The organism is Cellulophaga sp. HaHaR_3_176, from assembly GCF_019021925.1.
Classification (GTDB): Bacteria; Bacteroidota; Bacteroidia; order Flavobacteriales; family Flavobacteriaceae; genus Cellulophaga.
The window spans coordinates 3,108,781-3,134,824 of record NZ_CP058990.1 but is presented as its reverse complement, the minus strand read 5'-3'; the positions used below and the strand labels follow the sequence as shown (position 1 = coordinate 3,134,824).

Genomic DNA, 26,044 nt, shown 5'->3' with positions numbered 1-26,044 from the left:
TAAGTTTTGACTGGCTGTTTTCAACCAATTAAAATCATTTAAAATTTAGGTTCAAATTTAAAATTTCAAAAGATGTTCAAGAAAATATTAATTGCAAATAGAGGCGAAATTGCTTTGCGAATTATTAGAACTTGCAAGGAAATGGGAATTAAAACAGTTGCTGTTTATTCCAAAGCTGATGAAGAGAGTTTACATGTTAGATTTGCAGATGAAGCGGTGTGTATTGGACCTGCTCCGAGTAGTGAATCTTACTTAAAAATTCCTAATATAATCGCTGCTGCAGAAATTACTAATGCAGATGCTATACACCCTGGATATGGATTTTTGTCTGAAAATTCTAAATTTTCTAGAATTTGTGCAGAACACGATATCAAATTTATTGGTGCCTCTGGTGACCAAATAGATAAAATGGGAGATAAGGCTACAGCTAAAGAAACTATGAAAAAAGCAGGTGTACCATGTGTTCCTGGTTCTGAAGGTTTATTAAAAGATGTAGAAGACGCTAAGAAGATTGCTAAAAAAATGGGGTATCCTGTTATGGTAAAAGCAACTGCTGGTGGTGGCGGTAAAGGTATGCGTGCTGTTTGGAGTGAAGACAAAATGGAAGACCTTTACAACAGTGCTGTACAAGAGGCGACTGCTGCTTTTGGTAATGGTGGTATGTATATGGAAAAGCTTATTGAAGAGCCTCGCCATATTGAAATACAAATTGTAGGTGACCAATATGGTAAAGCCTGTCATTTATCAGAAAGAGACTGCTCTGTTCAGCGTCGTCATCAAAAACTTACTGAAGAAACTCCATCTCCTTTCATGACCGATAAACTTCGAGAAGATATGGGAGCTGCTGCCGTAAAAGCTGCAGAATATATAAAATATGAAGGTGCAGGTACTATCGAGTTTTTGGTAGATAAACACCGTAACTTCTACTTTATGGAGATGAATACTCGTATTCAAGTAGAGCACCCTATTACAGAGCAAGTAATAGATTATGATCTTATTAGAGAACAAATTTTAGTTGCAGGTGGTGTTCCAATTTCTGGAAAAAACTACTTACCAAAATTACACTCTATTGAATGTAGAATTAATGCAGAAGATCCTTATCACGATTTTCGTCCTTCACCAGGTAAAATAACAACGTTACATACACCAGGCGGACACGGTATAAGATTAGATACACACGTATATAGTGGTTACACAATTCCATCTAATTACGATTCAATGATTGCTAAGTTAATAACAACTGCTCAGACAAGAGAAGAGGCAATTAATAAAATGAAGCGTGCTTTAGATGAGTTTGTAATTGAAGGAGTAAAAACAACAATTCCTTTTCATAGGCAATTGATGGATCATCCTGATTATTTAGCTGGTAATTATACCACTAAATTTATGGAAGATTTTGTAATGGATCCTCCACCAACAGAATAACATTTATTTAAAACTCTGGCTAAATGCCAGAGTTTTTGGTTTTAGGATATACCGTTTTTTATTTCACGGTTTATAGGGATGTGCTTATTGCTTATTTTCTTTTTCTTTGACCTGTTAACATTTTTAAATAAATAATACAATTTGTAACATATTTAAAAGTTTATAGACATACAATAGTAACATTAGCTAACATGATTAAAAAAATCTCACAATACACATTTTTATTTTTAAGCTTAACATTATGTACTGGTTGTTTTGAAATTCTGGAAGAGATTAATTTAAATTCAGATGGCAGTGGTACTATGTTGGTTACATTTAATATGAGTAAGAGTAAAACTAAGTTAGCCTCAATAATGTTATTAGACAGTGTTAACGGTCGTAAAGTTCCTTCTAAGGATGATATTGAATTAGCGCTTAAAGATGCTGAAAACCACCTTAAAACAATTAAAGGAATTACAAATATTAAAAAAACTACAGATTATGAAAATTACATTTTTAGTATCTCGTGTAGTTTTGATAAAGTAACCAGTTTAGATGCTGTATTTCAAGATTTAATTCGTCAACAAAATAAAAAGGAACAAACGAAATTTAATACCACAAACTTTTCGTATAACAGTACAGATAATAATTTTGAGCGTCATTTTTCATATGATGATAAGATAAAAAAAACATTCTATCGTTTAAATGGAGAAGATCGAAAAATATTTAAAGAAGCTAGTTATACTAGTATCTATCGATTTAAAAATGAGGTAAAAGCTGTTTCGAATGTAAATGCAAGAGTGTCTCCAAATAAAAAAGCTGTTTTACTTAAAATAGATGCAATGTCACTTATTCTCGGAGAGAAAAGTGTTTCTAATAGAATACAATTATCAAATTAAAAAAAACTTTACAGATTAACAAATAACAACTTATAATGAAAAAAGTACTTCTTTTTGCCAGCCTTTGCTTAGCAACCATAACGGCTTCTGCTCAAGATTTAATTACTAAAATTCCGAGTAGTGCTAGTGCGGTAATTTCAATTAAAGGAAAAAATATTACAGATTTAGTTTCTGTTTCAGAATTTGAAAATTCTAAATTCGGGAAACTTTTGGTAAAAGAACTTAGTAGAGAAACTGATGGAAAAATATCTAATTTAGAGGATTTCGGAATCAACTTAAAACAAAATTTCTACTACTTTTTAGATGCTAAAGACGGTATCTTTAATCATAATTTTCTGATTCCTTTAAATAATAAAGAAGGATTTGAAAGTATGTTTTCAGAAAGCGAATTAAATAAAACTGTAAAAGAAAATGGATATTCATACAAGCTTGATGAATACTCATCAGTAGTAGTTATGTGGAATGACAACATGATTCTTATGACTGTATCTCAGGATGAGAATGATTATTACGATTATGATTATTCATATGATGATGACGTAATTTATGATGTTGAGGAGGTAATAGAAGCTGCAGATGCGGTAGGAGGTTATCCAATTATGACTTTTGAAGAATTAGAGCATGATTTTGGTACAATTAAAAAAGGGACACCTCAAGAAACAATTTTTAAATTTACAAATACAGGTGATGCTCCTTTATTAATTACCGATGCTAAAAGCTCTTGTGGCTGTACAGTTCCTGAAAGACCAGAAGCACCGATTGCACCAGGTGAAACGGGAGAATTAGTTGTTAAATTTAATGGCTCAGGCTATAATGCGATAGTTAAAACAATAACAGTAACAGCAAATACGGAAGAGACTACACAGAAGTTGAAAATTAAAGCTTATGTAGTAGAGACTGATGATGAATTAACCGAATCAATATATGCAACAGCAACAGAGGTTGAAGAAACAGTAATTGAAACTACAGAATCTGTTTATGATGATAATAGTTATTACAATGATTATAATGATAGTGACTATTACAAAAATCAAGAAAAAGAAAGAAAGCTGAGAGAAGAGAAAAGACAAGCTCGTAAAAAAGAAGGACTTGAATCTATTTTAGAAAAGGCAAAAAATATTTTTGCTGGTACACATTCGAATGATAATATTCTTAAAAATAAAAATTATGTAAAAAGTATAGCTGGCGGCGATGATGAAGCTACGCTTTGGGTAGACGATTTTGGGGCTATTTATGCAGATGCTTTATCTGAATTAATGTCAGGTAGTATGGGGAGTTCATACGGTATGTTTGACTTTAATAGAATGTACGGTGGTATGGGCTTAACAGCTAAGTTAAACTTTGAAGATAATAACGCAAGTTTAAAAACGCTTTATACCATGAATGATAATATGGCAGAATATAATCGTGAGATGTATAATGGTAAAATGAATAAAGATTTTTTTAAGTACTTTAATGAAGATCAAATTCAAGGATATTTTTCAGTAAATGCTAGTACAGAAGGTATTTTAAAATCATACCCTAAAATGGTAGAATCAATGTTTGCAGGTATTGAAAAAGAGCATATGGAAGATCTTGTGCCAATAGGCACTCGTTTGTTTTCTATTCTTCTAGATGAAGAAGCAATTGCAGATATGGTTAGAGGTGATATGCTTTTTGTGATGACAGGTATTGAACAAAAAGAAGTTACTTATACGACATATGAATATGATGAAAATTACGAAAGTAAAGAAGTAACAAAAACAAAAGATGAAACTATACCAACATTCTTATTTATGATAACTTCAGAAGAGAGAGAAATCTTCAAAAGATTATTAAATATTGGAATTAAAGAAGGAGAAGTAGGCCTTGAAGAAGGTGTTTATTTTGCGCAAATACCAGATGTTCCTTTTGAATTGAGTATGATTTTTAAAGACGATGTAATAATTATAGGTAATTCGTATAAAGAATTGTTGGCAATACAAAAAGGAGTAAATACAGCTAATGTTTCAGGTAAACATAAAAAATTGATTTCTCAGAGTGCGACAAGTATTTATGTTAATGGAAAACAAGTAATAAATTCAATACCAGAAGGTCTTGTACCTAGTTCTTACCAAAACAAAGTAAATTATGTATCTGAAAATGTAGAAGATGTTGTTTTCAGAGTTGGTAAAATGAAGGGTAATGTTATGGAGGGAGAAATGATTTTAAACACTCCAGAAGGGAAAGGGCACAAAAATAGTTTAGCTTATTTCTTAAATGTAATTGATGCTTTAGTAGATTAAAAAGAAACAATGCAAATGCTAAAAATTATAAAAATAATCCTATCACTTCTACTTTTAGTAGTGATAGGATATTTTGTTTACTCTTATTATCAAAAAACAGCAGTACTACAAAATGTAGTACATGTTGATGCTGAAAGTGTTATAAAAATCGGGTTACATGATATTAAAAAAGAACTAGTTTTAGATGCATTAACATCACCATCTTTTTATTGGGAAAACACAAAATCGCCAAAAGAAGAAAAAGAAAAGGATACTATTAGCAAACCAGAAAAAGGCATTAATTTACAACCTTATTCTCTTGTGTTTTACACGATGAAAAGTGTAAGTAACACCATGTTTACAACGTTTAAAATTGATGATGCTAAAAACTTTGATGCCTATGCATTAAAATATCTAACAGAAAAAAACATTAAAATTAATAATGGAGAATATAAGTCAGCAATAGATGAAAAAGGAAAAATGATGTTTGCTTGGAATAATAGTCATTTAGCGATAGCTATTAGTCCAAAACTATCAACAGAAAACTGTAAAATTATTTTTGATGATGTACTACTAAATAATAAGCTTATTGATGATAAAAGTAATGCTTATTTACAACGTTTAGGTGCTAGTGAAGATCACATCATTTATTTAGAAGGAGAAAGTAAAGTGACTTTAAATTTTAAGGATGGTAAGGCAGTTTTAGATGGAATTATAAATACAAATAAACCAAATGCATTTAATTCTGAAATAATATATCAAACAGTACCAAGCGCATCTTTTGAAATGTTTGTAGATGCCAATTTTAAAAATAAAGAAAATCAAACAGCCGTTATTAACCTTTTGGATGGAGCTTCGTTTTTTGAGAAAAACGGAATAAATGTTGCGACTTTATTAGAAAAAAGTACAGGAGTGTTTAGTGTTGCAGTTAAGGGTACTACTACGCAAATTGATACTATTGTTACTTATGAGTATGATGATAATTTTGAGAAGGTAGAAATAAAATCTACTCAAGAAAAAATAGCTCCAATTATAGATTTAAACATGGGTTCTAAAGCAGGTGTATATGCGTATTTGCAAGAGCAAGGTGCAGTAGGTAATGGAGTTTTAAATGCAATTCCGTATTATACTTTTTATGCTAATAAAACAACCGAAAACGTAAGCTTTAAAACACTTAAACAATCATTGCCATTACAACCGAAAACAGGAAGTTATTTTTTTAGTTTGAATACAAATTTTAACCTATTGCAAAAAGATTTAAATATACCTAAAGCAGGTAAAATAGCAGAATTATTAGAGACCCTACGCGTAAATGCACAGCAGTTAGAGGGTAATAAAGTAAAATTACAAGGTAAATTAATAGGTGCTAATTCAGATATAAATATTATCTCACAATTATTTTTCGGGTTGCAACCAACTGATACAATCAATTAGCTACATTATAACAACTAATTTGTATGTAAATTAGTGTTATGAATTTAAGTTATTGGGAATATAAAACATGGTTGTCAAATATTGACTATACTATTGTTGGTAGTGGTATAGTAGGGCTTAATTGTGCTTTGCAATTGCGCGAAAAATATCCAAAAGCAAAAATACTTATTTTAGAAAAAGGCTTTTTACCTCAAGGGGCGAGCACAAAAAATGCAGGTTTTGCCTGTTTTGGAAGCATTTCAGAAGTTTTATCAGATTTAGAGTCACATTCTGAGCAAGAAGTTGTCGAGTTAGTTCAGCAGCGTTGGAATGGTATTCAGTTGTTGCGTAAAAATTTAGGCGATTCTTATATTGATTATCAAAATCATGGTGGTCATGAAGTTTTTACAAATCAACAAGGGGCTTTGTATGAAACATGTCTTACTAAATTGAATATGGTAAATACTCTTTTAAAGCCAGTGTTTAAGGATCAGCCATTTTTTAAAACATCGAATAAATTCAATTTTAAAAACACACAAGAAAATTATATAACAAACCGTTTTGAATCGCAAATTGATACTGGTAAAATGATATCGAGATTGTTGCATATTGTGCAGCAAAAAGGAATATCAATTTTAAATTCTATCACAGTAGAAAAGTATACGGAACAGGCTGATAGTGTTATTGTAAAAACAAATCATTTTGAGTTTGCGACCAGAAAGTTAATATTAACTACAAATGGTTTTGCATCTGAATTTATAAAAGAAGATATAAAACCGGCACGTGCTCAAGTTTTAATCACAAAACCTATTAAAAACTTACAAGTTAAGGGCACTTTTCATTTAGATGAAGGTTATTATTATTTTAGAAACATAGAGGATAGGGTGCTTTTTGGAGGTGGAAGAAATTTAGATTTTAAAACAGAAGAGACAACTTTTTTTGGAGAAACAAGTGTTGTTCAAAATAAATTAGAACAACTTTTAAAAGATGTAATTTTGCCAGATGTTTTTTTTGAGGTTGAACTCCGATGGAGTGGAATAATGGGCATGGGAAAACAAAAAAAGCCTATTGTTAAACAACTTTCGAACCATATATATTGTGGTGTTAGACTTGGAGGGATGGGTATTGCAATAGGTAGTACAATTGGTAAAGATGTAGCAGATTTATTTTAGTTTTTATGGATACAGAAAATATAAAAAAGGAGTTGTTTGATTTTTGTAAAAATTTTGCAATACATCGAGTAGAGCGTATTAGTAAAGGAATTAAAGAACTGAATGATGCATTACTAAGCGAAACAAAAAGTAGTGCAGGTGATAAGCATGAGACAGGTAGAGCGATGACGCAATTAGAAATCGAAAAAGCAGGGACGCAATTAGCAGATGCGGAAAAGATGTTGAAAGCTATAAAGCTTGTGAATATTGAAACCCATTCGAATACTGTTGGGTCAGGTAATTTAGTAAAAACTTCAATGGCAAATTACTTTGTAGCAATTTCTGCTGGCCAATTTAAAAAAGATGGTTTGGAGGTGTATTGTATTTCTAAAGAAACCCCAATTGGAAGACTTTTACAAGGAAAAGAAAATGGATCTACAGTAAGTTTTAATGGTAATGCTATAAAAATTGAAGAAATTCTCTAATCTTCTTGATTAGAGAATTTCTAATTATATTATTTTACCTCAATAAGGTTAATATCAAAAAGTAGAACTGAACCGCCAGGTATAGATCCTCTTCCAGAGGTGCCATAACCTAGTTGAGCAGGTATTAATAACATACCACTACCTCCTTCTTTAAAATAAGCAATACCTTCTGTCCAGCCAGCTATAACTCCACTAAGTGGAAATGTAAGTCCACTTGCATCGCTTTGATCGAAAACACTACCATCTAAAAAGTAGCCTTTGTAAGCAACAGTAACATCAGAACTAGCATTAGGTTGTGTACCCTCTCCTAATTCGTCGATTACATAGTATAATCCACTTTCACTTCTTATTGCATCTAAATCATTAGCAGCAATATAAGCAACTATATCTGCTTCGTTCTGTTCAGGAGTATCAACACTAATGCTTTCACTCTTTTTGTCATTACTACAAGAAGAGAAAACTACAAAAGCTAATACCATCAATAGGGCATTCTTCATAAATCGTTTTTTTAAATCAAATACAAATATAAACAAATAGTAGTTTTTGTTATATGAGGATTAACACAGTATTAATTCTCATAATTTTTACCTTCAGTTGTAAAAGATAAACCTTGTTGACCAGAAGTAGAAATCATTATTCCTTCAAAAAAAGGTTTATGAGTTTTCGGTTTAATTTTCCAATCAAAAATAAAATTAGCACCAGTTCCGCCCTCTTTATCTTTTTCATCAATAACAATTGAAACTGTCTCTAAAGGCTTTAAGTAGATTGGTTTTTTAATGTAGTTTCTAATTAAATGCCCTTCAGTATTAAAATAAGAGGCATTTGTAATATAAATAGAATCTTTTCTGTTTGTATTTCTAATGCTTACAGTTGCGGTAAGGTCATGTGTTAGATGCTCAGACAGGCTATAAATTTGAGAATAGATAGATAAGTATGTGTTGCCACTAACTAAAGAATCTGATAAGCTATTTGTAAGAGTTCTACTTTCCCAATTAATAGGGCTTACAGAGCTTATTTCTTTTTTATCATCGCAAGATGTAAAAGCAAATATTAAGCTCAGTAAAAGAAATACGCTAATTTTTTTCATTTCATATCCTATTAGAAATATAAAAATACATAAACTTTAGATTTATAATTCATTTAAAAACAAACAAAGAATAAAGCTTACCAGCTAGGCTTACTTCTGTTTACTTTTTTTTCTGCAGCTTTCTTTTTTGACTTTAACCTTTTTTCAATTGAAGATTTTGAAGGTTTAGTTTTTCGTCTCTTTTTAGGTGCTTTTAAAGCGGTTATAATAAGCTCTAAAAAGCGCTTAATTGCTAAATCTTTGTTTTTATGCTGACTTCTACTTTCGTCGCATTGCAATTGCAAAATATTGTCCTTAGTAAGTCTATTGCTAATTTTTAGGTATATCTTATCTTTTTCAACATCAGATAATGCTTTTGAGTTAGGAACATCAAATACAAGTTCAATTTTTGTAGAAACCTTATTTACATGCTGCCCACCAGCACCACTACTTTTAACAGCCTTAAATTGTAATTCTTGTACGATGGTTTCTTTGTTCAAATCAGTCTTTTATTCTATTGTTTATAGTTTCTAAGGCGATATTTAAGAAAACAACAGCACCAATATTCATTTTTTTAGATGAATTAAATAAAATCGGATAGCCATCAACATGCTCTGCTTCATTTAAATAATGAGCGCCTTTAAAGTAAATGCTTTTTACAGTTACTTTAAGTCCTTTTTTTTCTGCAATATGCATCTCATTAGGATAAATTAAAATAGATTTATCTAAGTGAGCATATGGCTTTAAAATAGACATTGGTATTAAGTTAACCTCACCAAATAAAGAGGCAATATATTTATTTTTAGGAAAATTGTAAAGGGTTTCAGGTGTGTTTTTAGCAAAAATTGTATGATCTTTTATTACAATTATTTCATCAGCAAAACCTAAAATATCATTGGTGTCATGTGAAGCTACAATACATGTAATATCTTCTTCTTTTAAATAGTTAAATAAATTTCTACGCAGGCTATTTTTTCTAGAATTATCGATATGACTAAAAGGCTCATCTAATAATAAAATTTCAGGTTTTTGAGCGAGTACTCTTGCTAAAGCAACTCTTTGTTGTTGACCACCACTTAAAAACTGAACTTTAGTTTTTGCGAAATCGGTCATTTCAATCATTTCTAAAAGCTCCTGAGTTCTTTCATTTAACTCATCAGGATAAAAAACAGATAAAAATTGACTTACGTTTTCTTCAACGGTAATAAATGGCATCAAATCAAAATCTTGCGAAAGATATTTCATGAATTTTTCGCCAGGAACTAAATTAAAATCAGGTCCTAAAATTTGATTCTCACCCCAAAATATTGTTCCTTCATTAGGTTGAAGAATACCATATATTAATTTCAATAAGGTGCTTTTACCACAGCCACTTTCGCCAATTATAGAAATATGTGCTCCTTTAGCCGCTGTTATTTTTATATTTTGAAGAACAGCTTTCTTACCATATGAAAAAGAAAGATTTGAAACTTGTAGCATTGATTTTTATCATTAATTTGAAATAAAAATACTACATCCGTTTTTATAAGATACGGGATGTAGTATTAATTTTAATATAAAATTTTACTCTTCAAACTCTTTTAATACAGCTTGGTTTGGTAGTTTATCAAATCCCATATTATATAGCGTAAAACCAAAAATATCAGCATATTGCTCAATAATTTTACTAACAGGAGTACCAGCACCATGGCCTGCATTTGTTTCAATACGTATTAGTGTTGGGTTGTCTCCTGTTTGTTTTTCTTGCAATGCAGCGGCAAATTTAAAACTATGAGCAGGTACAACTCTATCGTCATGGTCACCTGTTGTTATTAAGGTTGCAGGGTATTGGGTGTTTTCTTTTACATTATGTACGGGTGAGTATGCTTTTAAATAATCAAACATTTCTTTACTTTCTTCAGAAGTACCATAATCATATGCCCAACCAGCACCAGCAGTAAACGTATGGTAACGTAGCATGTCTAAAACACCAACCGCAGGCAAGGCTACTTTCATTAACTCAGGCCTTTGGGTCATTGTTGCGCCAACTAGTAAACCTCCATTAGAGCCACCTCTTATTGCTAAATAATCAGACGAGGTGTAGTTTTCTTTTATTAGATATTCAGCAGCAGCTATAAAATCATCAAAAACATTTTGTTTTTGAGTTTTAGTACCTGCATCATGCCATTTTTTACCATATTCTCCACCACCACGAAGGTTTGGTACAGCGTAAACACCACCTTGCTCCATCCAAATAGCATTTGCAATACTAAAAGAAGGTGTTAGGCTTACATTAAAACCACCATAACCATATAATATGGTTGGGTTTTTGCCATTTAGTTCAATTCCTTTTTTGTAAGTGATAATCATAGGAACTTTTGTATCATCTTTTGAAGTGTAAAATACTTGTTTAGATTCAAAATCCGCTGGATTGAAATCAATATTAGGTTTCCAATATTGTTCATACTTGCCAGTTTCTACATTGTATTTGAATGATGAGCCTGGGGTATTATAATTTGTAAATGAAAAATAGAATTCTTTATCCTCTTTTTTTCCACCAAAACCACTAGCAGAGCCAATACCAGGTAATTGTACTTCTCTTATTAATTTTCCTTCGTAATTATATTGATATACTTTTGATATAGCGTCAACCATATATTCTGCAAAAAAATACTCACCACCTGTATTTATCGATAGTACATTTTCAGTTTCAGGAATAAAGTCTATCCAATTTTCAGGAGCTGGATTAGATGCGTCAACAGTAACTATTTTTTGGTTTGGAGCATTCATGTTCGTCATTATAAATAATTTTGAACCAACATTTTCTACGATATAACTGTCTGTATTTGTATGATTTAAAATAGAAACAAAAAGAGAATTAGGGTCTCTTAAATCTCTCATTAAAAGCTTGCTTCCAGAGGTAGAAACTCTAGGGTATATAAATAAATAATTACCATCTTCAGATACAGAACCACTTATGTAGCGGTGTTTTTCTGAAGCACCACCTCCATAAACTAATTCGTCATTTTTTTGTGACGTACCTAATTTGTGGTAATATAACTTATGTTGATCTGTTTTTGCTGAAAGCTCACTACCTTTTGGTTTGTCGTAGCTTGAGTAATAAAATCCATCATTATTTCTCCAAGATATACCACTAAATTTTACATCGACAAGCGTGTCTTCGATAATTTCTTTTTTTGCAGCGTCCATAACAATAACTTTTCTCCAATCGCTACCACCTTCAGAAATTGAATAAGCGGCAATAGAACCATCTTTAGAAAAGTTTAAACTAGCTAATGAAGTTGTTCCGTCTTCAGAAAAAGAGTTTGGATCTAAGAATACCTCTGCTTCACCATCGTCTTTTTTTCTGTAAACTACATATTGATTTTGAAGACCATCATTTTTATAAAAATAGGTGTAATCACCTTCTTTAAATGGAGAACCTAGTTTTTCATAATTCCATAGTTTCTCAAGTCTCTTTTTTAAATCAGCTCTATAAGGAATGTGATCTAAATACCCGAAAGTGGTTTTGTTTTGAGCTGTTACCCAATCTTCAGTTTCTTTACTTCTATCATCTTCTAACCAGCGAAAAGGGTCTTTAACTTCGGTTCCAAAATAAGTGTCAACAGTGTTAACTTTTTGTGTCGTAGGGTAATTCACTATAATTTTTTCTTTTTTTTGATTTGTTTGAGAACTTCCGAAAGTAATTGTTGCAAGGGCAATTAATGTTATTTTTTTCATAAGTTTTATAATTAGTCGTTCTAAAATTACGTAAAGATTATGTAGTAAAATATTTTATGCTAAAATTCAAAAAAAGAACGTAAATAAAAACGCCTTCATAGTTTTCTATAAAGGCGTTTTAAAATGTAATAGTATAAGTGGTTATACTAAGTTGTTTTTAATTAAATATTCCCCAATTTGTACGGCATTTGTAGCGGCACCTTTTCTTAAATTGTCAGCAACAATCCACATATTTAACGTATTTCTTTGTGTTTCGTCTCTTCGAATACGACCTACAAAAACATCATCTTTATCATGCGCATAAATTGGCATAGGGTATGTATTTGTGTCAGGGTTGTCTTGTACAATTACACCAGAAGTTTCGCTTAATAATTTACGTACTTCAGATAAATCATAATCATTTTCAAACTCTACATTTACAGATTCTGAATGCCCACCTGCAGTTGGTATACGAACGGCTGTAGCAGTAACAGAAAATGTTTTATCGTTAAATATTTTTTGTGGTTCACGAGCAAGTTTCATTTCTTCTTTCGTGTATCCATTTTCTAAGAAAACATCACAATGTGGTAATGCATTTCTGCCAATTGGGTAAGGGTAAGCCATTTCGCCTTCAATACCTGCAATTTCGTTTTCTAATTGTTGAACAGCTTTTACTCCCGTACCAGAAACAGATTGGTAGGTAGAAATAACTACTCTTTTCATTTTATATTTTTTATGCAAAGGAGCTAGTACCATTACTAATTGTATGGTAGAGCAATTTGGGTTTGCAATAATTTTATCCTCTTTTGTTAATTCAGATGCATTAATTTCAGGAACCACTAATTTCTTAGTAAGGTCCATACGCCAAGCTGAAGAATTATCGATAACTGTAGTACCTACTTCTGCAAATTTTGGAGCCCATTCTGCAGAGGTATCTCCACCTGCTGAAAATATGGCAATATTTGGCTTTGCTGCTACGGCATCTGCTAAGCCTATTACTGTAATTTCTTTTCCTTGGTAAGTCATCTTTTTACCTACAGAGCGTTCTGAAGCTACTAATAATAATTCTGTAATAGGAAAATTGCGTTCTGCTAATACTTTTAACATAACTTCGCCTACCATTCCTGTTGCACCTACAACTGCTACTTTCATCATTTAAAATTTAGAAACACAAATGTAGTTTAATAGGGCATACTGAACAAGGTTGTTTTAATGTATTAATTAAAATATAACAAATTGTTTTATTTGTAACAATTGATTATTTATTTTAATGCTAAAAGAATTTAGATTTAACTTAACATTCTGTACTTTTCCCTTTTACTTTGAAAAAAAATAACAATGGCTTTAAACATTTGCATAATTGATGATGATTTAGTCTCGCAATTTGCAACGCAATATAAATTAGGACAATCAGATGTTTCTTGCTCTATAAGCACATATGATAATGCCAAAGATTTTTTAAGCATACTATCTAATCAACCAGATAGTATGCCTGATATTATACTTTTAGATCTTGTGATGCCAGAGATGGATGGTTGGGAGTTTCTAGAAGAATTTGAAAAAAAATTTAAAAATGTGAACAATCTTAAAATTTATGCAATTTCCGCTTTTGGTAATTCAAAAGATAGAGAGCGTATAAAAAATCACGCTTTAGTTTGTGGTTACTTTGATAAACCATTATCAAAAGTTAATGTAGATATAATTTTCAATTCCTTTATTTAAAAAAAAACCGTCAATAACATTAGCGAAATGTATTGACGGTTTAAAGTTAAACTGCAGTGCAGCGGTATTACTCTTTTAAAGAGTAAATGATTTTGTTATTTTTTCAACAAATCTCTAATCTGAGCAAGAAGTTCTTCTTGTGTTGGTCCTGCTGGCGCAGCTGGAGCTTCTTCTTTTGGTTTTTTCATATTGTTAACACCTTTAACAACCATAAACATTACAAATGCAACGATTACAAAGTCAATAATATTAGTCATGAAATCTCCGTATAAAAGAGCTACTTCACCTACTGTTTCTCCAGCATCATTTAAAGTTCCTGGCTTCATAATGTACTTTAAGTCTTTGAAATTTGCATTGAAAATCAATCCAATTATTGGTGATACGATACCTCCTGTGAAAGAAGCAACAACTTTGTTAAAGGCAGCACCCATAACAAAAGCTACAGCGATATCTACCAAATTGCCTTTCATGGCAAATTCTTTAAATTCTTTTAACATGATTTAGTGTTTTTTAATATTAGTTAATTGTTTACTGGCGCAATTTACTAAAAAAAAAGATTCTTAAATAAATGTGAAGAGAATATTTATTTTTCAACGAATACGCGCTTTACCCTCTGAGAAATGCCTGTAATTAATTCGTAGGAAATAGTCCTAGCTTGCTCAGCTAATTTAGTAGCACTCGAGCTTGGCCCAAAAATGATAACTTCATCTCCTTCATTACATTCAATATCAGTTACATCAACCATAATCATATCCATACAGGTATTGCCAATAATATGAGCCGTTTTTCCGTTTATAGAAACAAAACCATTCCCATTCCCATAAATTCTACCAATACCATCAGCATGCCCAATAGGTAATGTCGCGCTCACAATTTTTTTATTTGAAGTATATGCTCTGTTATAACCAACACTTTCGTTAGCGGCTAGATGGTGTATTTGCGATATGTTTGTTTTTAAAGTGGCTATCGGAATTAATTTTTGATCTTCTGATTGATCATTTCCAAACCCATTTATACCAATTCCACTTCTGACTAAATCAAAATGTGCTTCTGGGTAATTTAAAATACCAGATGTATTTGCCAAATGCTTAAAAGTAGCATAAGGTAAAGCATTATCAATTTTGGTAATTATTTTTTGAAATTTATGTATTTGATTTACTGTAAATTCTTTTTCATTTAAATCTTCAGAAGCCGCTAAATGAGAAAAGATAGAAGTCACTTTTACAGCATCGGTTTGGTTCAAGTGGGCTATGATACTCGTAATGTCACTTTCATCAAAACCTAATCTGTTTAATCCAGTATTAAATTTTAAATGTATCGGATAATTTTTCTGGCCTTTATTTTTAGCAGCAATTACAAAGCCTTTTAAAATACGTTCAGAGTATATGGTAGGTTCTAAACATTTGTCAATAATAGTGTCAAAGCTTACTGTTTGTGCATGTAAAACAAGTATGGGTACTTTTATACCTGCATCACGCAAAACAACACCTTCTTCAGCATAAGCAACTGCTAAATATTCAGCGCCTAAAGCAACCAATTTTTGCGAAAGTTTTACAGAATCACTGCCATAAGCATATGCTTTTACAACACCCATAAATTTGGTGCTTGGTTTAAGCTTGCTTCGTAAATATGTATAGTTGTGTTCTAAAGATTTTAAATTTATTTCTAGAACGGTTTGTTGTGCCTTAGACATCAGGTTTTTTTATTAGCGTCTTTTATTTCATCGACAGTAACATCAATATCTTTAACTTTTTCACGTAACATGGCTTTGTAAAAAGCAGCTCTACTTAAAGGTTCATAAGCTTCTGTTTCGCCTAAAAGCACCAATTTATCATTGGTAGATTTTCGAAAACTATAATTGGCTAAGTTACCAGTGCGAGTGCAAATGGCATGTACTTTTGTAACGTATTCAGCGGTAGCCATTAAAGCAGGCATTGGTCCAAAAGGGTTTCCTTTAAAATCCATATCTAAACCAGCAACAAGCACACGAATACCTTTATTAGCAAGGTCATTACAGACAGATACTATTTCATCATCAAAAAATTGAGCTTCGTCAATACCAACAACATCGCAACCATCTGCCAAAAGGCGAATATTTGCAGCTGCAGGTACTGGTGTAGATCTAATTTCGTTGGCATCATGAGAAACAACCATCTCGTCATGATAACGCGTATCGACTTGAGGTTTAAAAATTTCTACCTTTTGTTTTGCAAACTGAGCTCTTTTAAGTCTTCTTATCAGTTCCTCTGTCTTACCAGAAAACATTGAACCGCAGATAACTTCGATCCAGCCAAATTGTTCTTTAGGGTTAACTGTATTTTCGAGAAACATTTTGTAATTTTAGACGAAAGTAATATGTTTTTCGTTTTTAATAAAAACGAACAAGCAAAGCTACTAAAAGAATCACCGTCTTTTATAATTGATAGAATAAAATTTTATAAGCATAGTTCAATTATGTCTTGCTCTTAAATTTAAAAGAAATTAAAAATTGCAACAGATGAAGAAACAGTTGAAAAAGAAATTAGTTAAAATTGCGACTAATATTATAACATCTAATGATTTAACAGATATAAATCAGATGTATGCCGCAACTAAAGAATTATATGAGAAGCTAGCTGTTCTAAAATTTATAGATGAAGAGTTAAATGATATTGAAATTGATGTTACCAACAATGCTATTGCTACAAAGTTTGAAGAGTTGGCAACTGCCGTTATGAATGAAAGTAAATTAGTACCTGAAAGTAACCCTCACGAAGAAGATATTGCGATACCAGGTATGGATACTATTAAAGGTATGGTTTCTGAAATGCCATTTTCGGCTGATGCTGAAGATGTGTTTGCTGATTTTATGGCAGAGCCTGCATTAATGAAAAATGATAAAGAAATTTTCATGCCTGTAGAAGCAGAAAAAATTACGACTGAAGAAATAAAAAAGTCTATTAACGATAATTTTCAAAGAGATATAAAAGTTGGTTTAAATGATAAATTAGCTTTTGTAAAACACTTGTTTGATAATAGTATGGAAGATTACAGCCGAGTTTTGTCTCAGCTAAGTACTATTGATTCAGAAGAAAGGTCCGTTTCTTTTATTGCAAATATGGTAAAGCCAGATTATAATAACTGGGTAGGAAAGGAAGAATATGAAGCTCGATTTATGGAGTTGATTGCAAGAAAATTTGCAAAATAAATTCTGTAAGTAAATTTGTTTAACGATGACTTATAGTCTTTAAAAACTATAAATCAGTGTTTGGTATGAAATTTATAAAAGTATTATATTGGATTGGTACAGTTTTGTTAACCGCAATAATGTTGTTCTCAATTCAAATGTATATTCTTAATAACGAAGCAATTCAAGGCGCTTTTAAAGGCTTAGGTTATCCCACATATCTTGTTTATCCATTAGCTTTTGCTAAAATATTAGGCCTTATTGCTATTTTAGGTAATTTCTCAAAAAAATTAAAAGAATGGGCTTACGCAGGTTTTTTCTTTGATGTGGTATTAGCCTTTTTCGCACACATTGCAGCAAATGACGGGCAGTTTTTATTTGCATTATTAGCGTTCATCGGATTAATAATTTCTTATTTTGCGGGCAAAAAGGCAAGACCGTAATTTTACCCAATGGGAAAACTCTATATCGTACCAACACCAATAGGCAATTTAGAAGATATTACACTAAGAGCTATCCGTGTATTAAAAGAAGCAGATTTAATTCTTGCTGAAGATACTCGAACTAGTGGTAAGCTTTTACACCATTTAGAGATTGGTACACAAATGCAAAGCCACCATATGCATAACGAGCATAAAACGGTAGATACTATTGTAAAACGAATTCTTGCAGGCGAAACTATAGCTCTTATATCAGATGCAGGTACACCTGCCATTTCTGACCCTGGGTTTTTATTAACTCGCGCATGTGTAGAACACAATATTGAGGTCGATTGTTTACCTGGTGCAACAGCATTTGTACCGGCACTTGTAAATAGTGGTTTACCTAATGATAAGTTTGTTTTTGAAGGTTTTTTACCCGTAAAAAAAGGCCGTCAAACAAGGTTGAAATTGTTAGGAGAAGAAACTAGAACCATAATTTTTTACGAATCGCCGCATAAATTAGCAAAAACACTAGGTCATTTTGTAGAATATTTTGGAGCAGACAGGCAGGTTTCCGTTTCTCGTGAATTGACAAAACTATACGAAGAAACGATTAGAGGTACTGCTGAAGAAGTATTAAAACATTATACAGATAAGCCACCAAAAGGAGAAATTGTAATTGTAGTAGCAGGAAAAAAATAATAAAGATGAAAATAGAAGATTTTAAAAATAAGCTACGTAATACTCCAGATCAAGTTGAATTTACTGAAACAATGGCAACTATTGAGGCGAATTATGATTTTACGCCTACAGCTTTTAAAAATGGAGAACTGAACAATGCAAGCGACGAAAATTCTGGTTCTTGTAAATTGTTTGCTTTAGCAAAAAAGCAGAATTTTACAAAAGAGGAAACATTAGCTTGCTTTGGTACATATTATTTTAATGACGTTTTAAAAGATCCAACGGGAGCAGGACACCAAAACATTCGTAACTTTATGAAAACTGGTTTAGGTGGTCTTTCTTTTGAGGGGGAAGCTTTAGTCGAAAAAAAATAAAATTGAAAAGTTTAATTTGTAAATTAGGATGTGTAATTGCCATATTCATATTGTTTTCCGCTTGCGATAAAAAAGTAGAAGAGCACACTTCAAAAAAGAGCATTGTACTTTCTAACGGAACACATGTAGCAATCGAAAAAACAAGTACAGAAACTACTTCAATAGGTATACTAACGAAACATAATTACGGTACCATACACACGTTTAAATATAGATTACACCTGAAAAAAAATAATGTAATTTGGGACCTTGGTACAGGAGAACCTAAAAACTTACTAATCTGTAAAGACAATTTATACATTCATTATTTAAATGAGAATTCGCATCGTATAGAAGTTAAAGATACTGTGACAGATAGTATTCAAAGCTCATACATAACCAAAGTTGATAATATGTACCAAAAACATATTGATGAACGATATTTTTTCAAGCTCTTAGGAGAAGATTATTGGTTAGATGTTACTTCAGAAGAATATAGTAAACTTAAAAAATCATGCCCAGAATTTGAAGTGCCAAACGATGGGGAATTGAGTATTTGAAAAACTTATCTGTAAAAAATAAACCCCACGAAAAATAGGCAGGGCTTGTTGTTTATTTAGCTATTTTAAAATGTTTACCTGAAAATTTTCACTCAGTTAATACTGCGATCCATCGTGTTTGCCTTTCTCCCAGCCTGTTTTTCCTAAATATTGATCCGCACTTTCAACAGCGCCATTTTCTATAGTGGTTCCCATAGAATCATTCCACCTATTTAAATAGCCAAAAAGAGAAATAACTCCTAGCATTTCTACAATTTCACCTTCATTCCAATACTGGTATAAACGTTCTTTTATTTCGGCATCAACACCATTAGGTACTTGAGATGCTTGCAATGAAAAATCTAATGCAGCACGTTCTGCCTCAGAGAAAGCAGCATGAGTTCTGTATTCCCAAATATTATCTAATTGCTCTTGCTCTGCTCCGTAGCGTTCTGCGGCTCTGATGGCATGTGCTTGGCAATAACGGCAGCCAGTAACATTACTACTAACCCAAGCAATCATACGTTTTAAGGCAGATGTTACTCTACCTTCATTAGCCATTACAGCTTTATTTAAATTTATAAAAGCTTTAGAAATTGCCGGTCTGTGTTGCATGGTTAATACCGAGTTCGGACAAAAACCTAGTGTTTCATTAAAGAATTCTGCTAATTCTTTAGTTTCATTATCATGATTCGGATCTAAAGGTTGTACTAATGCCATAATGCTTTTTGTTTTGTATTTTTGAAGTCAATTTCACTAACAAGAAACGAAAAATTATGAGCACTACAAATCATATTTCAACAAAGTGGTTAGATAACATGACTTTTGAAAGTACAAACCCTTCAGGTCATTCATTAAAAATAGATATAGCTAGAGAAGACGGTGGCGATGGTAATGGGTACAGACCCAAAGCACTTATGCTTTCTTCATTAGCTGGTTGTTCTGGTTTAGACATTGCTGCTTTGATAAAAAAAATGAAGTTAGATGTAGAAGAGTTTCATATTGAAACGATTGCAAATTTAACTGATGAGCACCCAAAATTTTATGATAAAGTTGCTGTAGAATACCATTTTCATGGAGCAAATTTAAAAGAAGATAAGCTGCAAAGAGCGGTAGATTTATCTGTGGAAAAATATTGTGGTGTTATGGAAATGTTTCGTCAGTTTGCAGATGTAGAAATTAAAACTTTTTTTCATAATAAATAGTTTACTGAACTTAATATTGAATGCGCTGGACTATAAAAGCCAAACCCGAAGAGCAAAAAATTAAAGAACTTGCAAAAGCTTTAAATGTTGATGATTTAGTAGCTCAGCTATTAGTTCAAAGAGGTGTCAACACTTACGAAGAGGCAAAGTTGTTTTTTCGACCAGAGCTAGAGCATTTACATGATCCTTTCTTGATGAAGGATATGGATATTGCGGTAGCGCGTATAGAAACGGCAATTAATGAAGGAGAGAATATTCTAGTTTTTGGCGATTATGATGTAGATGGTACCACAGCGGTAGCCTTAATGTCTTCGTATTTATTATCTTTTTATCCCAATGTGGCTACCTATATTCCAGATAGATATGCAGAAGGTTATGGCGTGTCTTACAAAGGAATTGATTTTGCAGAGGATAATAACTTCTCTTTAATAATTGCCTTAGATTGCGGGGTAAAAGCAGTAGATAAAGTGGCTTATGCCAAAGAAAAGGGCGTAGATTTTATTATTTGCGACCACCATAGACCTGGTGATACCTTGCCAGACGCTATAGCTATTTTGGATCCTAAGAGAAGCGATTGTAATTATCCGTATGATGAACTCTGCGGGTGTGGGGTAGGCTTTAAATTGATACAAGCTTTGGGTTCTAGGCAAGGAGAAACTATTGAAGATTTAATTCCTTATTTAGATTTAGTAGCTACGGCTATTGGAGCAGATATTGTGCCTATTACGGGTGAAAATAGGGTGTTGGCCTATTATGGCTTAAAAGTAATTAACACTAACCCACGTGCAGGTTTTAAGGCGATTATAAGCCAGATTAATAAAACAATTTTAACCATTACAGATGTTGTATTTATTATAGCCCCGCGAATAAATGCGGCAGGTAGAATGGAACACGGACAGCATGCTGTAAACCTATTAACAGAAACCAATTTAACACAGGCAGAAGAGTTTGCTGCCGGTATCGAAAAATTTAATTCTGATAGAAAAGGGTTAGATAAGGAGATTACCGAGGAAGCTTTGTTACAGATAGTTGAAAACAAAGAAGAAGAAGGTTTTACATCTGTTGTTTATAAAGATACTTGGCATAAAGGTGTAATAGGTATTGTAGCGTCAAGGTTAATAGAAACATATTACAGACCTACATTAGTTTTTACAAAAAGTGGCGATAAGTTAGCGGCATCAGCACGTTCTGTAAAAGGTTTTGATGTATACAACGCCTTAGAGGGGTGTGCTGAATTTATTGAGCAGTTTGGAGGGCATAAATATGCTGCCGGACTTACTTTATCAGAAGATCAGTATAGCAGTTTTAAAGCTCAGTTTGAAAAAGTAGTTTCAGAAACTATCGATCCTGAATTGTTAATTCCTGAAATAGGAATTGATTTGCAAATGGATTTGAAAGATATTACGCCAAAATTAATGCGCATTATCAATCAATTTGCGCCTTTTGGACCAGGAAATATGACGCCTATTTTTATGACAGATAATTTAAAAGATACTGGTTATGCTAAAGGTGTTGGTGAAGATGGTAAACATTTAAAGTTTACAGTTGCTCAAAATGGATCGCCTACAATAGGTGGTATTGGTTTTAATTTAGGTGATAAATTAAGTATTGTATCAAATAAAAAACCTTTTAGCGCTGTTTTTAATATTGATGAAAATGAATGGCAAGGTACCGTCAGTTTGCAGTTGAAACTTAAGGATATTAAATAGCTTTTGTTAGAATGAATTAGAGTACTTATTTACCTTTACAGCTTATTTTTTCTCTTAATTATGGATCCGTACGCAGCATTACGTTTTAAAGAATTCAATATATTTTTACTAGTCCGTTTTGCTATGGTTTTTGCATGGTCCATGCAATTTATTGTAATAGAATGGCAGGTGTATACCTTAACTAAAGATCCGTTATCCTTGGGGATTATTGGTTTAATGGAGGTAATCCCTGCAGTTTCTATGGCACTATTTGCTGGCCATATTGTAGATCAAAAAGAAAAAAGAGGACTGCTCTTTAAATGTATTTTAGGCTTTTCTGTCATCAGTTTAGGTTTGTTCTATACCAGTTTACCATCGGTAGTTGCTACAATGGAAACTAAGAGTTTATTATATACCATATATGCTTTAGTATTTTTAGGAGGCATAGTTCGCTCGTTTATCGGGCCTACAATTTTTTCATTAATAGCTTTAATAGTACCAAAAAAAATATATCCTAATGCAGCAACATGGAGCAGTACAACATGGCAAATGGCATCTGTTTTAGGTCCTGCATTGGCAGGCTTTTCTATTAGTTATATAGGTGTACATTGGTCTATGTGTTTAATATTTGTGTTTTCTATCATCGCATTAATAGCACTTTTATTTATTAAACGAAAACCTATTTTAAACCCTAAAATTGGAGAACCTGTAATGGATAGTTTAAGTGAAGGGCTAAAATTTGTTTTTAGTAACAAGGCTATTTTAGGAGCATTAACTTTAGATATGATTGCCGTATTATTTGGTGGTGCTGTTGCACTTTTATCAGTTTTTGCTCAAGATATATTGAACGTTGGGGCAGAAGGTTTTGGAATTTTAAGAGCTGCACCAGCAGTTGGGGCAGCATTAATGATGCTTTCTTCAGCACATTTTCCTATTTATAAAAATGCAGGTAAAAAATTACTTTTTGCCGTATTTGGTTTTGGACTGTGTATGATTGTCTTTGGACTGTCTACCTATTTTTGGTTATCGGTAGGGGCTTTGTTTTTAAGCGGAGCTTTAGATGGTATATCAATGGTTGTTCGCCAAACTATTTTACAATTAAAAACACCAGATCACATGAGAGGAAGAGTCGCTTCTGTAAATTCTATTTTTGTTGGCTCTTCTAACGAATTAGGTGCTTTTGAAAGTGGTGTAACGGCAAAATTAATGGGTACGTCAACAGCAGTAGTTTTTGGAGGTATAATGACAGTTGTAACTGTTGGAATAACAGGGTTGGCTTTTCCGAAATTTAGAAAATTAGATCTTCAAAAAGATGTGGAAGACCATGAAGAATAAAGTGGTAATTAGTATTCTAAAATAGAAAAAAGCCCTTTAAGGGCTTTTTCATTTGTAGGTAATTAAGATTCGGGGAAAAAGATTTTTTTTGTAGGTAATTAAGATTTGGAATAAACACTTTAATATAATAACACTGTAAAGATATAGTGTTGTTAAAGGTTTTTAAAGGAATTGTTGTGAAGTGAGCAGATATTGTTGTAAGAAAAGTATTACTTTGTTGTGCTGCGTTTTTTAGACTTAAAAAAGGAAATTAAGTAAAGCCTAAACTTGAGGTTTATATTCTTTTAAGTTTAATGTTTGTCCATTAAAATCTCCATATGTGTAGTAGTTAATCCAATCTCCTAAATTAATATAAGACGATTTTTCGTTAAGCTTTATATCAAGCGGTAAATGGCGATGTCCAAAAACAAAATAATCATAATGATTCTTTTCTAACTTTCGTTTACAATATTGAACTAGCCATTCATTTTCTTCTCCGAGAAATTTAGCATCATCATCACCAGAAATAAGTTTATTTTTTACAGAAAGGTATTGTGCTAATCGTACTCCTAAATCAGGGTGTAGCCATCTAAATAACCATTTCGAAAAAGGATTTGTAAACACCTTTTTCATTCGTTTATATCCTTTATCGCCAGGTCCTAGACCATCACCATGACCTATAAAAAAAGATTTATTGTTGATTAAAAACTGTTGTGGTTTATGAAAAACAGGAATACCAAGTTCTTCTTCAAAATAACCATTCATCCAAAGATCATGATTACCCACAAAATAATATATAGGAATACCAGCATCTGCAATTTCGGCAAGTTTACCTAGTGTTCTCGTAAAGCCTTTAGGTACTACAGTTTTATATTCCATCCAAAAGTCAAACATATCACCGAGTAAAAAAATAGCAGCAGCGTCAGTTTTAATCTCGTCTAACCAGGCAACAAATTTTTTTTCTCTTGGGTAACTATGTTTCATAGTCGGAGCTCCCAAGTGATTATCACTCGAAAAATAAACCTTTTTGCCTTCAGGTACTATGATGGTTTGCATATTATTATAAATATAGGAAAAGCCTTTTAATCAATTAAAGGTGTTCTTAATTATCACTAGCATACCACTCAGCAAAAGAAGTATCAGTTTCTTGAAGTCGTAAAGAATGAAGTTTTATATTTTTGGGTAATCTACTTTTAATTCTAGCAGAAAAATCAATTACCATATTTTCACTTGTAGGCTGATAGTCAGCTAAAATTACCATATGACCGCGATCAGTAAGTTCTTTAGCTAGCTCAACATGTGGGGTGTTTTTATTAAAAACTGTGGCATGATCAAATTGATCTACAATTTCTTCTTTTACAATTTTTTTAAGATCACCAAAATCGATTACCATTCCTAATTTTACATGAGTAGTATCTGTAATTGGGGTTCCAATAACCGTTACAGAAAGTTTGTAACTATGTCCGTGTACATTTCTACATTTACCATCATACCCATAAAGAGCGTGACCGGTTTCAAAATTGAATTGTTTGGTAATTCTGATATTACTCATAAATCGCTATTAAAAAAAATACTTAGTAATCATTACATTTCTATTACAAAAGTATTGTTTTATAGTAACATAAGCATTGGTTTTATAACGCCTTTTGTTAGAATAGAGATTATCTCTTAAACCTTCTTTTGGTGCGTACACGATTAACAAAATAAACAACCACTACAAATAGGGCTAAAATAGGGAAGATTAAATCTCCGTTTAAAAAATTAAGAATTTCCATAAAAATAAACTAAGTATATAAAACGATGCTATTACAAAATTATTATTTATTAAATTTTGATAATGCATTTTTTGTAAATTCAGACATTGCTAATTTACCTGTAATAGCAGCTCTTTCAGGTAGTAAAGTATCCCAATGGTCAGTATTTTCCCAAAGTATTTTTTTCCAATCTTTAAGGGCTTGAGGGTTATATTTAGATAGGTTAGTCGTAAAAAAGTCTAATTCTTTATCAAGGTCTTTTACTCCATCAAAAACTTTAGAAAAAAGTCCTTTTTCCTGTGCCCAATACGCTGTTTTCCATTCTGTTGGGGTCAAAGAAAGTTCAGACATTGCAGCAACACCAATTTTACGCGCAACAGCAGGAGCGATTACAAAAGGAGCGATACCTATAGTAAGTTCAGATAGTTTGATAGATGCGGCCTCAGTAGCAAATACATAGTCACAAGCAGCAGCTAAACCAACACCACCACCAACAGTTTTGCCTTGTATACGACCAATAATAACTTTTTTGCAGGTACGCATGGCATTAATAACAGTTGCAAAACCATTAAAAAAAACTTTACCTTCTTCTAAAGTAGAAACGGCAACTAATTCATCAAAAGAAGCACCAGCACAAAAAGCACGATCACCTTCCGATTTTAAAATGATAACATGTACGGTATCATCTTCCGATATTTTATCAAATTCTTTAGCAAGCCGATCTAACAATTCACTTACAAATGAGTTACTTGCTGGATGGCCAAACTCTATAGTTGCAATGTTGTTTTGAATGTTTGTATAAAGACTTCCATTTTCTCGTGAAGTAGGCATATCGTATTA

28 protein-coding genes are annotated in these 26,044 nt (G+C 32.1%); 15 read left to right on the top strand and 13 right to left on the bottom strand.

Features of this window, described 5'->3' with window-relative positions:
• The first annotated feature begins 72 nt into the window (after window positions 1–72).
• From accC to H0I23_RS13770, 6 genes are all read left to right on the top strand, one after another.
• Window positions 73–1,425: an acetyl-CoA carboxylase biotin carboxylase subunit gene (gene accC, locus H0I23_RS13795; RefSeq protein ID WP_216783876.1), complete on the top strand. Its 1,353-nt coding sequence runs from the start codon at window positions 73–75 to the stop codon at window positions 1,423–1,425.
• Between the two features lie 191 nt (window positions 1,426–1,616).
• On the top strand, window positions 1,617–2,303 hold the full coding sequence (locus H0I23_RS13790) for a hypothetical protein (RefSeq protein ID WP_216783875.1): 687 nt from the start codon (window positions 1,617–1,619) through the stop codon (window positions 2,301–2,303).
• 35 nt (window positions 2,304–2,338) lie between these two features.
• On the top strand, window positions 2,339–4,567 hold the full coding sequence (locus H0I23_RS16875) for a DUF1573 domain-containing protein (RefSeq protein ID WP_371736637.1): 2,229 nt from the start codon (window positions 2,339–2,341) through the stop codon (window positions 4,565–4,567).
• Window positions 4,568–4,582: 15 nt separating this feature from the next.
• A complete protein-coding gene (locus tag H0I23_RS13780; protein WP_216783874.1) occupies window positions 4,583–5,980 on the top strand; it encodes a hypothetical protein in 1,398 nt (465 codons plus the stop codon).
• 38 nt (window positions 5,981–6,018) lie between these two features.
• The gene (locus H0I23_RS13775; protein ID WP_216783873.1) at window positions 6,019–7,131 is read left to right on the top strand and encodes an FAD-binding oxidoreductase; all 1,113 of its coding nucleotides are present in this window, start codon (window positions 6,019–6,021) and stop codon (window positions 7,129–7,131) included.
• A gap of 5 nt (window positions 7,132–7,136) precedes the next feature.
• The gene (locus tag H0I23_RS13770; protein WP_216783872.1) at window positions 7,137–7,595 is read left to right on the top strand and encodes a 3-oxoacyl-ACP synthase; all 459 of its coding nucleotides are present in this window, start codon (window positions 7,137–7,139) and stop codon (window positions 7,593–7,595) included.
• A gap of 29 nt (window positions 7,596–7,624) precedes the next feature.
• On the opposite strand, the gene H0I23_RS13765 is transcribed toward H0I23_RS13770, so the two are convergent.
• The 6 genes from H0I23_RS13765 to H0I23_RS13740 all read right to left on the bottom strand — a co-directional run bounded on the left by H0I23_RS13765 (window position 7,625) and on the right by H0I23_RS13740 (window position 13,512).
• The gene (locus H0I23_RS13765) at window positions 7,625–8,092 is read right to left on the bottom strand and encodes an FKBP-type peptidyl-prolyl cis-trans isomerase (protein WP_216783871.1); all 468 of its coding nucleotides are present in this window, start codon (window positions 8,090–8,092) and stop codon (window positions 7,625–7,627) included.
• Between the two features lie 71 nt (window positions 8,093–8,163).
• A complete protein-coding gene (locus tag H0I23_RS13760; RefSeq protein WP_216783870.1) occupies window positions 8,164–8,682 on the bottom strand; it encodes a DUF3124 domain-containing protein in 519 nt (172 codons plus the stop codon).
• A 77-nt stretch (window positions 8,683–8,759) separates the two neighbouring features.
• Complete coding sequence (arfB, locus tag H0I23_RS13755; protein WP_216783869.1) at window positions 8,760–9,161, bottom strand: alternative ribosome rescue aminoacyl-tRNA hydrolase ArfB; 402 nt, start codon at window positions 9,159–9,161, stop codon at window positions 8,760–8,762.
• A 1-nt stretch (window position 9,162) separates the two neighbouring features.
• A complete protein-coding gene (locus H0I23_RS13750) occupies window positions 9,163–10,140 on the bottom strand; it encodes an ABC transporter ATP-binding protein (RefSeq protein ID WP_216783868.1) in 978 nt (325 codons plus the stop codon).
• 84 nt (window positions 10,141–10,224) lie between these two features.
• A complete protein-coding gene (locus tag H0I23_RS13745) occupies window positions 10,225–12,381 on the bottom strand; it encodes a prolyl oligopeptidase family protein (RefSeq protein WP_216783867.1) in 2,157 nt (718 codons plus the stop codon).
• Between the two features lie 141 nt (window positions 12,382–12,522).
• Complete coding sequence (locus H0I23_RS13740) at window positions 12,523–13,512, bottom strand: aspartate-semialdehyde dehydrogenase (RefSeq protein WP_216786083.1); 990 nt, start codon at window positions 13,510–13,512, stop codon at window positions 12,523–12,525.
• Between the two features lie 186 nt (window positions 13,513–13,698).
• Between H0I23_RS13740 and H0I23_RS13735 the strand changes: the two genes are divergently transcribed.
• The gene (locus tag H0I23_RS13735; protein ID WP_216783866.1) at window positions 13,699–14,082 is read left to right on the top strand and encodes a two-component system response regulator; all 384 of its coding nucleotides are present in this window, start codon (window positions 13,699–13,701) and stop codon (window positions 14,080–14,082) included.
• Between the two features lie 95 nt (window positions 14,083–14,177).
• Here H0I23_RS13735 and mscL read toward each other — a convergent pair whose 3' ends face one another.
• The 3 genes from mscL to H0I23_RS13720 form a co-directional block, all read right to left on the bottom strand.
• On the bottom strand, window positions 14,178–14,579 hold the full coding sequence (gene mscL / locus H0I23_RS13730; protein WP_216783865.1) for a large-conductance mechanosensitive channel protein MscL: 402 nt from the start codon (window positions 14,577–14,579) through the stop codon (window positions 14,178–14,180).
• Between the two features lie 86 nt (window positions 14,580–14,665).
• A complete protein-coding gene (gene alr / locus H0I23_RS13725) occupies window positions 14,666–15,775 on the bottom strand; it encodes an alanine racemase (protein WP_216783864.1) in 1,110 nt (369 codons plus the stop codon).
• Complete coding sequence (locus H0I23_RS13720) at window positions 15,775–16,413, bottom strand: thymidine kinase (protein ID WP_216783863.1); 639 nt, start codon at window positions 16,411–16,413, stop codon at window positions 15,775–15,777. The genes alr and H0I23_RS13720 overlap by 1 nt, the downstream gene beginning before the upstream one ends.
• A 166-nt stretch (window positions 16,414–16,579) precedes the next feature.
• On the opposite strand from H0I23_RS13720, the gene H0I23_RS13715 reads away from it, so the two are divergent.
• From H0I23_RS13715 to H0I23_RS13695, 5 genes are all read left to right on the top strand, one after another.
• On the top strand, window positions 16,580–17,269 hold the full coding sequence (locus H0I23_RS13715; protein ID WP_216783862.1) for a hypothetical protein: 690 nt from the start codon (window positions 16,580–16,582) through the stop codon (window positions 17,267–17,269).
• 65 nt (window positions 17,270–17,334) lie between these two features.
• A complete protein-coding gene (locus H0I23_RS13710; protein ID WP_216783861.1) occupies window positions 17,335–17,691 on the top strand; it encodes a DoxX family protein in 357 nt (118 codons plus the stop codon).
• A 9-nt stretch (window positions 17,692–17,700) separates the two neighbouring features.
• On the top strand, window positions 17,701–18,372 hold the full coding sequence (rsmI, locus tag H0I23_RS13705) for a 16S rRNA (cytidine(1402)-2'-O)-methyltransferase (protein ID WP_216783860.1): 672 nt from the start codon (window positions 17,701–17,703) through the stop codon (window positions 18,370–18,372).
• 5 nt (window positions 18,373–18,377) lie between these two features.
• Complete coding sequence (locus tag H0I23_RS13700) at window positions 18,378–18,725, top strand: HopJ type III effector protein (RefSeq protein WP_216783859.1); 348 nt, start codon at window positions 18,378–18,380, stop codon at window positions 18,723–18,725.
• A 2-nt stretch (window positions 18,726–18,727) separates the two neighbouring features.
• Window positions 18,728–19,264 (top strand): hypothetical protein, encoded by a 537-nt coding sequence (locus H0I23_RS13695; protein ID WP_216783858.1) that lies wholly within the window; start codon window positions 18,728–18,730, stop codon window positions 19,262–19,264.
• Between the two features lie 96 nt (window positions 19,265–19,360).
• Here the strand turns inward: H0I23_RS13695 and H0I23_RS13690 are convergent, their stop codons facing one another.
• Window positions 19,361–19,963, bottom strand: a complete 603-nt coding sequence (locus H0I23_RS13690; protein ID WP_216783857.1) for a carboxymuconolactone decarboxylase family protein — start codon at window positions 19,961–19,963, stop codon at window positions 19,361–19,363.
• A gap of 56 nt (window positions 19,964–20,019) precedes the next feature.
• Between H0I23_RS13690 and H0I23_RS13685 the strand changes: the two genes are divergently transcribed.
• Genes H0I23_RS13685 through H0I23_RS13675 form a run of 3 tightly spaced genes read left to right on the top strand, consistent with a single transcriptional unit; the run spans window position 20,020 to window position 23,471 of the window.
• The gene (locus H0I23_RS13685; RefSeq protein WP_216783856.1) at window positions 20,020–20,448 is read left to right on the top strand and encodes an OsmC family protein; all 429 of its coding nucleotides are present in this window, start codon (window positions 20,020–20,022) and stop codon (window positions 20,446–20,448) included.
• A gap of 20 nt (window positions 20,449–20,468) precedes the next feature.
• Window positions 20,469–22,157: a single-stranded-DNA-specific exonuclease RecJ gene (gene recJ, locus H0I23_RS13680; RefSeq protein ID WP_216783855.1), complete on the top strand. Its 1,689-nt coding sequence runs from the start codon at window positions 20,469–20,471 to the stop codon at window positions 22,155–22,157.
• A 60-nt stretch (window positions 22,158–22,217) separates the two neighbouring features.
• On the top strand, window positions 22,218–23,471 hold the full coding sequence (locus H0I23_RS13675) for an MFS transporter (RefSeq protein WP_216783854.1): 1,254 nt from the start codon (window positions 22,218–22,220) through the stop codon (window positions 23,469–23,471).
• A 261-nt stretch (window positions 23,472–23,732) separates the two neighbouring features.
• Here H0I23_RS13675 and H0I23_RS13670 read toward each other — a convergent pair whose 3' ends face one another.
• The 3 genes from H0I23_RS13670 to H0I23_RS13660 form a co-directional block, all read right to left on the bottom strand.
• Window positions 23,733–24,506: a UDP-2,3-diacylglucosamine diphosphatase gene (locus H0I23_RS13670; RefSeq protein ID WP_371736636.1), complete on the bottom strand. Its 774-nt coding sequence runs from the start codon at window positions 24,504–24,506 to the stop codon at window positions 23,733–23,735.
• A gap of 46 nt (window positions 24,507–24,552) precedes the next feature.
• A complete protein-coding gene (locus tag H0I23_RS13665; protein WP_216783853.1) occupies window positions 24,553–25,002 on the bottom strand; it encodes a 6-carboxytetrahydropterin synthase in 450 nt (149 codons plus the stop codon).
• A gap of 265 nt (window positions 25,003–25,267) precedes the next feature.
• Complete coding sequence (locus H0I23_RS13660) at window positions 25,268–26,035, bottom strand: enoyl-CoA hydratase/isomerase family protein (protein ID WP_216783852.1); 768 nt, start codon at window positions 26,033–26,035, stop codon at window positions 25,268–25,270.
• Window positions 26,036–26,044: the final 9 nt, after the last annotated feature.

Excerpts from the sequence above, each read along its gene's own strand:
- H0I23_RS13720 (WP_216783863.1), bottom strand. The coding sequence starts at position 16,413 with ATGTTTCTCGAAAATACAGTTAACCCTAAAGAACAATTTGGCTGGATC.
- mscL (WP_216783865.1), bottom strand. The coding sequence starts at position 14,579 with ATGTTAAAAGAATTTAAAGAATTTGCCATGAAAGGCAATTTGGTAGAT.
- H0I23_RS13780 (WP_216783874.1), top strand. The coding sequence starts at position 4,583 with ATGCTAAAAATTATAAAAATAATCCTATCACTTCTACTTTTAGTAGTG.
- H0I23_RS13665 (WP_216783853.1), bottom strand. The coding sequence starts at position 25,002 with ATGAGTAATATCAGAATTACCAAACAATTCAATTTTGAAACCGGTCAC.
- H0I23_RS16875 (WP_371736637.1), top strand. The coding sequence starts at position 2,339 with ATGAAAAAAGTACTTCTTTTTGCCAGCCTTTGCTTAGCAACCATAACG.
- H0I23_RS13710 (WP_216783861.1), top strand. The coding sequence starts at position 17,335 with ATGAAATTTATAAAAGTATTATATTGGATTGGTACAGTTTTGTTAACC.
- accC (WP_216783876.1), top strand. The coding sequence starts at position 73 with ATGTTCAAGAAAATATTAATTGCAAATAGAGGCGAAATTGCTTTGCGA.
- H0I23_RS13670 (WP_371736636.1), bottom strand. The coding sequence starts at position 24,506 with ATGCAAACCATCATAGTACCTGAAGGCAAAAAGGTTTATTTTTCGAGT.
- H0I23_RS13660 (WP_216783852.1), bottom strand. The coding sequence starts at position 26,035 with ATGCCTACTTCACGAGAAAATGGAAGTCTTTATACAAACATTCAAAAC.
- H0I23_RS13740 (WP_216786083.1), bottom strand. The coding sequence starts at position 13,512 with ATGAAAGTAGCAGTTGTAGGTGCAACAGGAATGGTAGGCGAAGTTATG.
- H0I23_RS13735 (WP_216783866.1), top strand. The coding sequence starts at position 13,699 with ATGGCTTTAAACATTTGCATAATTGATGATGATTTAGTCTCGCAATTT.
- H0I23_RS13760 (WP_216783870.1), bottom strand. The coding sequence starts at position 8,682 with ATGAAAAAAATTAGCGTATTTCTTTTACTGAGCTTAATATTTGCTTTT.
- recJ (WP_216783855.1), top strand. The coding sequence starts at position 20,469 with ATGCGCTGGACTATAAAAGCCAAACCCGAAGAGCAAAAAATTAAAGAA.
- alr (WP_216783864.1), bottom strand. The coding sequence starts at position 15,775 with ATGTCTAAGGCACAACAAACCGTTCTAGAAATAAATTTAAAATCTTTA.
- H0I23_RS13745 (WP_216783867.1), bottom strand. The coding sequence starts at position 12,381 with ATGAAAAAAATAACATTAATTGCCCTTGCAACAATTACTTTCGGAAGT.
- H0I23_RS13790 (WP_216783875.1), top strand. The coding sequence starts at position 1,617 with ATGATTAAAAAAATCTCACAATACACATTTTTATTTTTAAGCTTAACA.
- H0I23_RS13700 (WP_216783859.1), top strand. The coding sequence starts at position 18,378 with ATGAAAATAGAAGATTTTAAAAATAAGCTACGTAATACTCCAGATCAA.
- H0I23_RS13770 (WP_216783872.1), top strand. The coding sequence starts at position 7,137 with ATGGATACAGAAAATATAAAAAAGGAGTTGTTTGATTTTTGTAAAAAT.
- H0I23_RS13690 (WP_216783857.1), bottom strand. The coding sequence starts at position 19,963 with ATGGCATTAGTACAACCTTTAGATCCGAATCATGATAATGAAACTAAA.
- H0I23_RS13675 (WP_216783854.1), top strand. The coding sequence starts at position 22,218 with ATGGATCCGTACGCAGCATTACGTTTTAAAGAATTCAATATATTTTTA.
- H0I23_RS13715 (WP_216783862.1), top strand. The coding sequence starts at position 16,580 with ATGAAGAAACAGTTGAAAAAGAAATTAGTTAAAATTGCGACTAATATT.
- H0I23_RS13750 (WP_216783868.1), bottom strand. The coding sequence starts at position 10,140 with ATGCTACAAGTTTCAAATCTTTCTTTTTCATATGGTAAGAAAGCTGTT.
- H0I23_RS13765 (WP_216783871.1), bottom strand. The coding sequence starts at position 8,092 with ATGAAGAATGCCCTATTGATGGTATTAGCTTTTGTAGTTTTCTCTTCT.
- H0I23_RS13775 (WP_216783873.1), top strand. The coding sequence starts at position 6,019 with ATGAATTTAAGTTATTGGGAATATAAAACATGGTTGTCAAATATTGAC.
- H0I23_RS13685 (WP_216783856.1), top strand. The coding sequence starts at position 20,020 with ATGAGCACTACAAATCATATTTCAACAAAGTGGTTAGATAACATGACT.
- rsmI (WP_216783860.1), top strand. The coding sequence starts at position 17,701 with ATGGGAAAACTCTATATCGTACCAACACCAATAGGCAATTTAGAAGAT.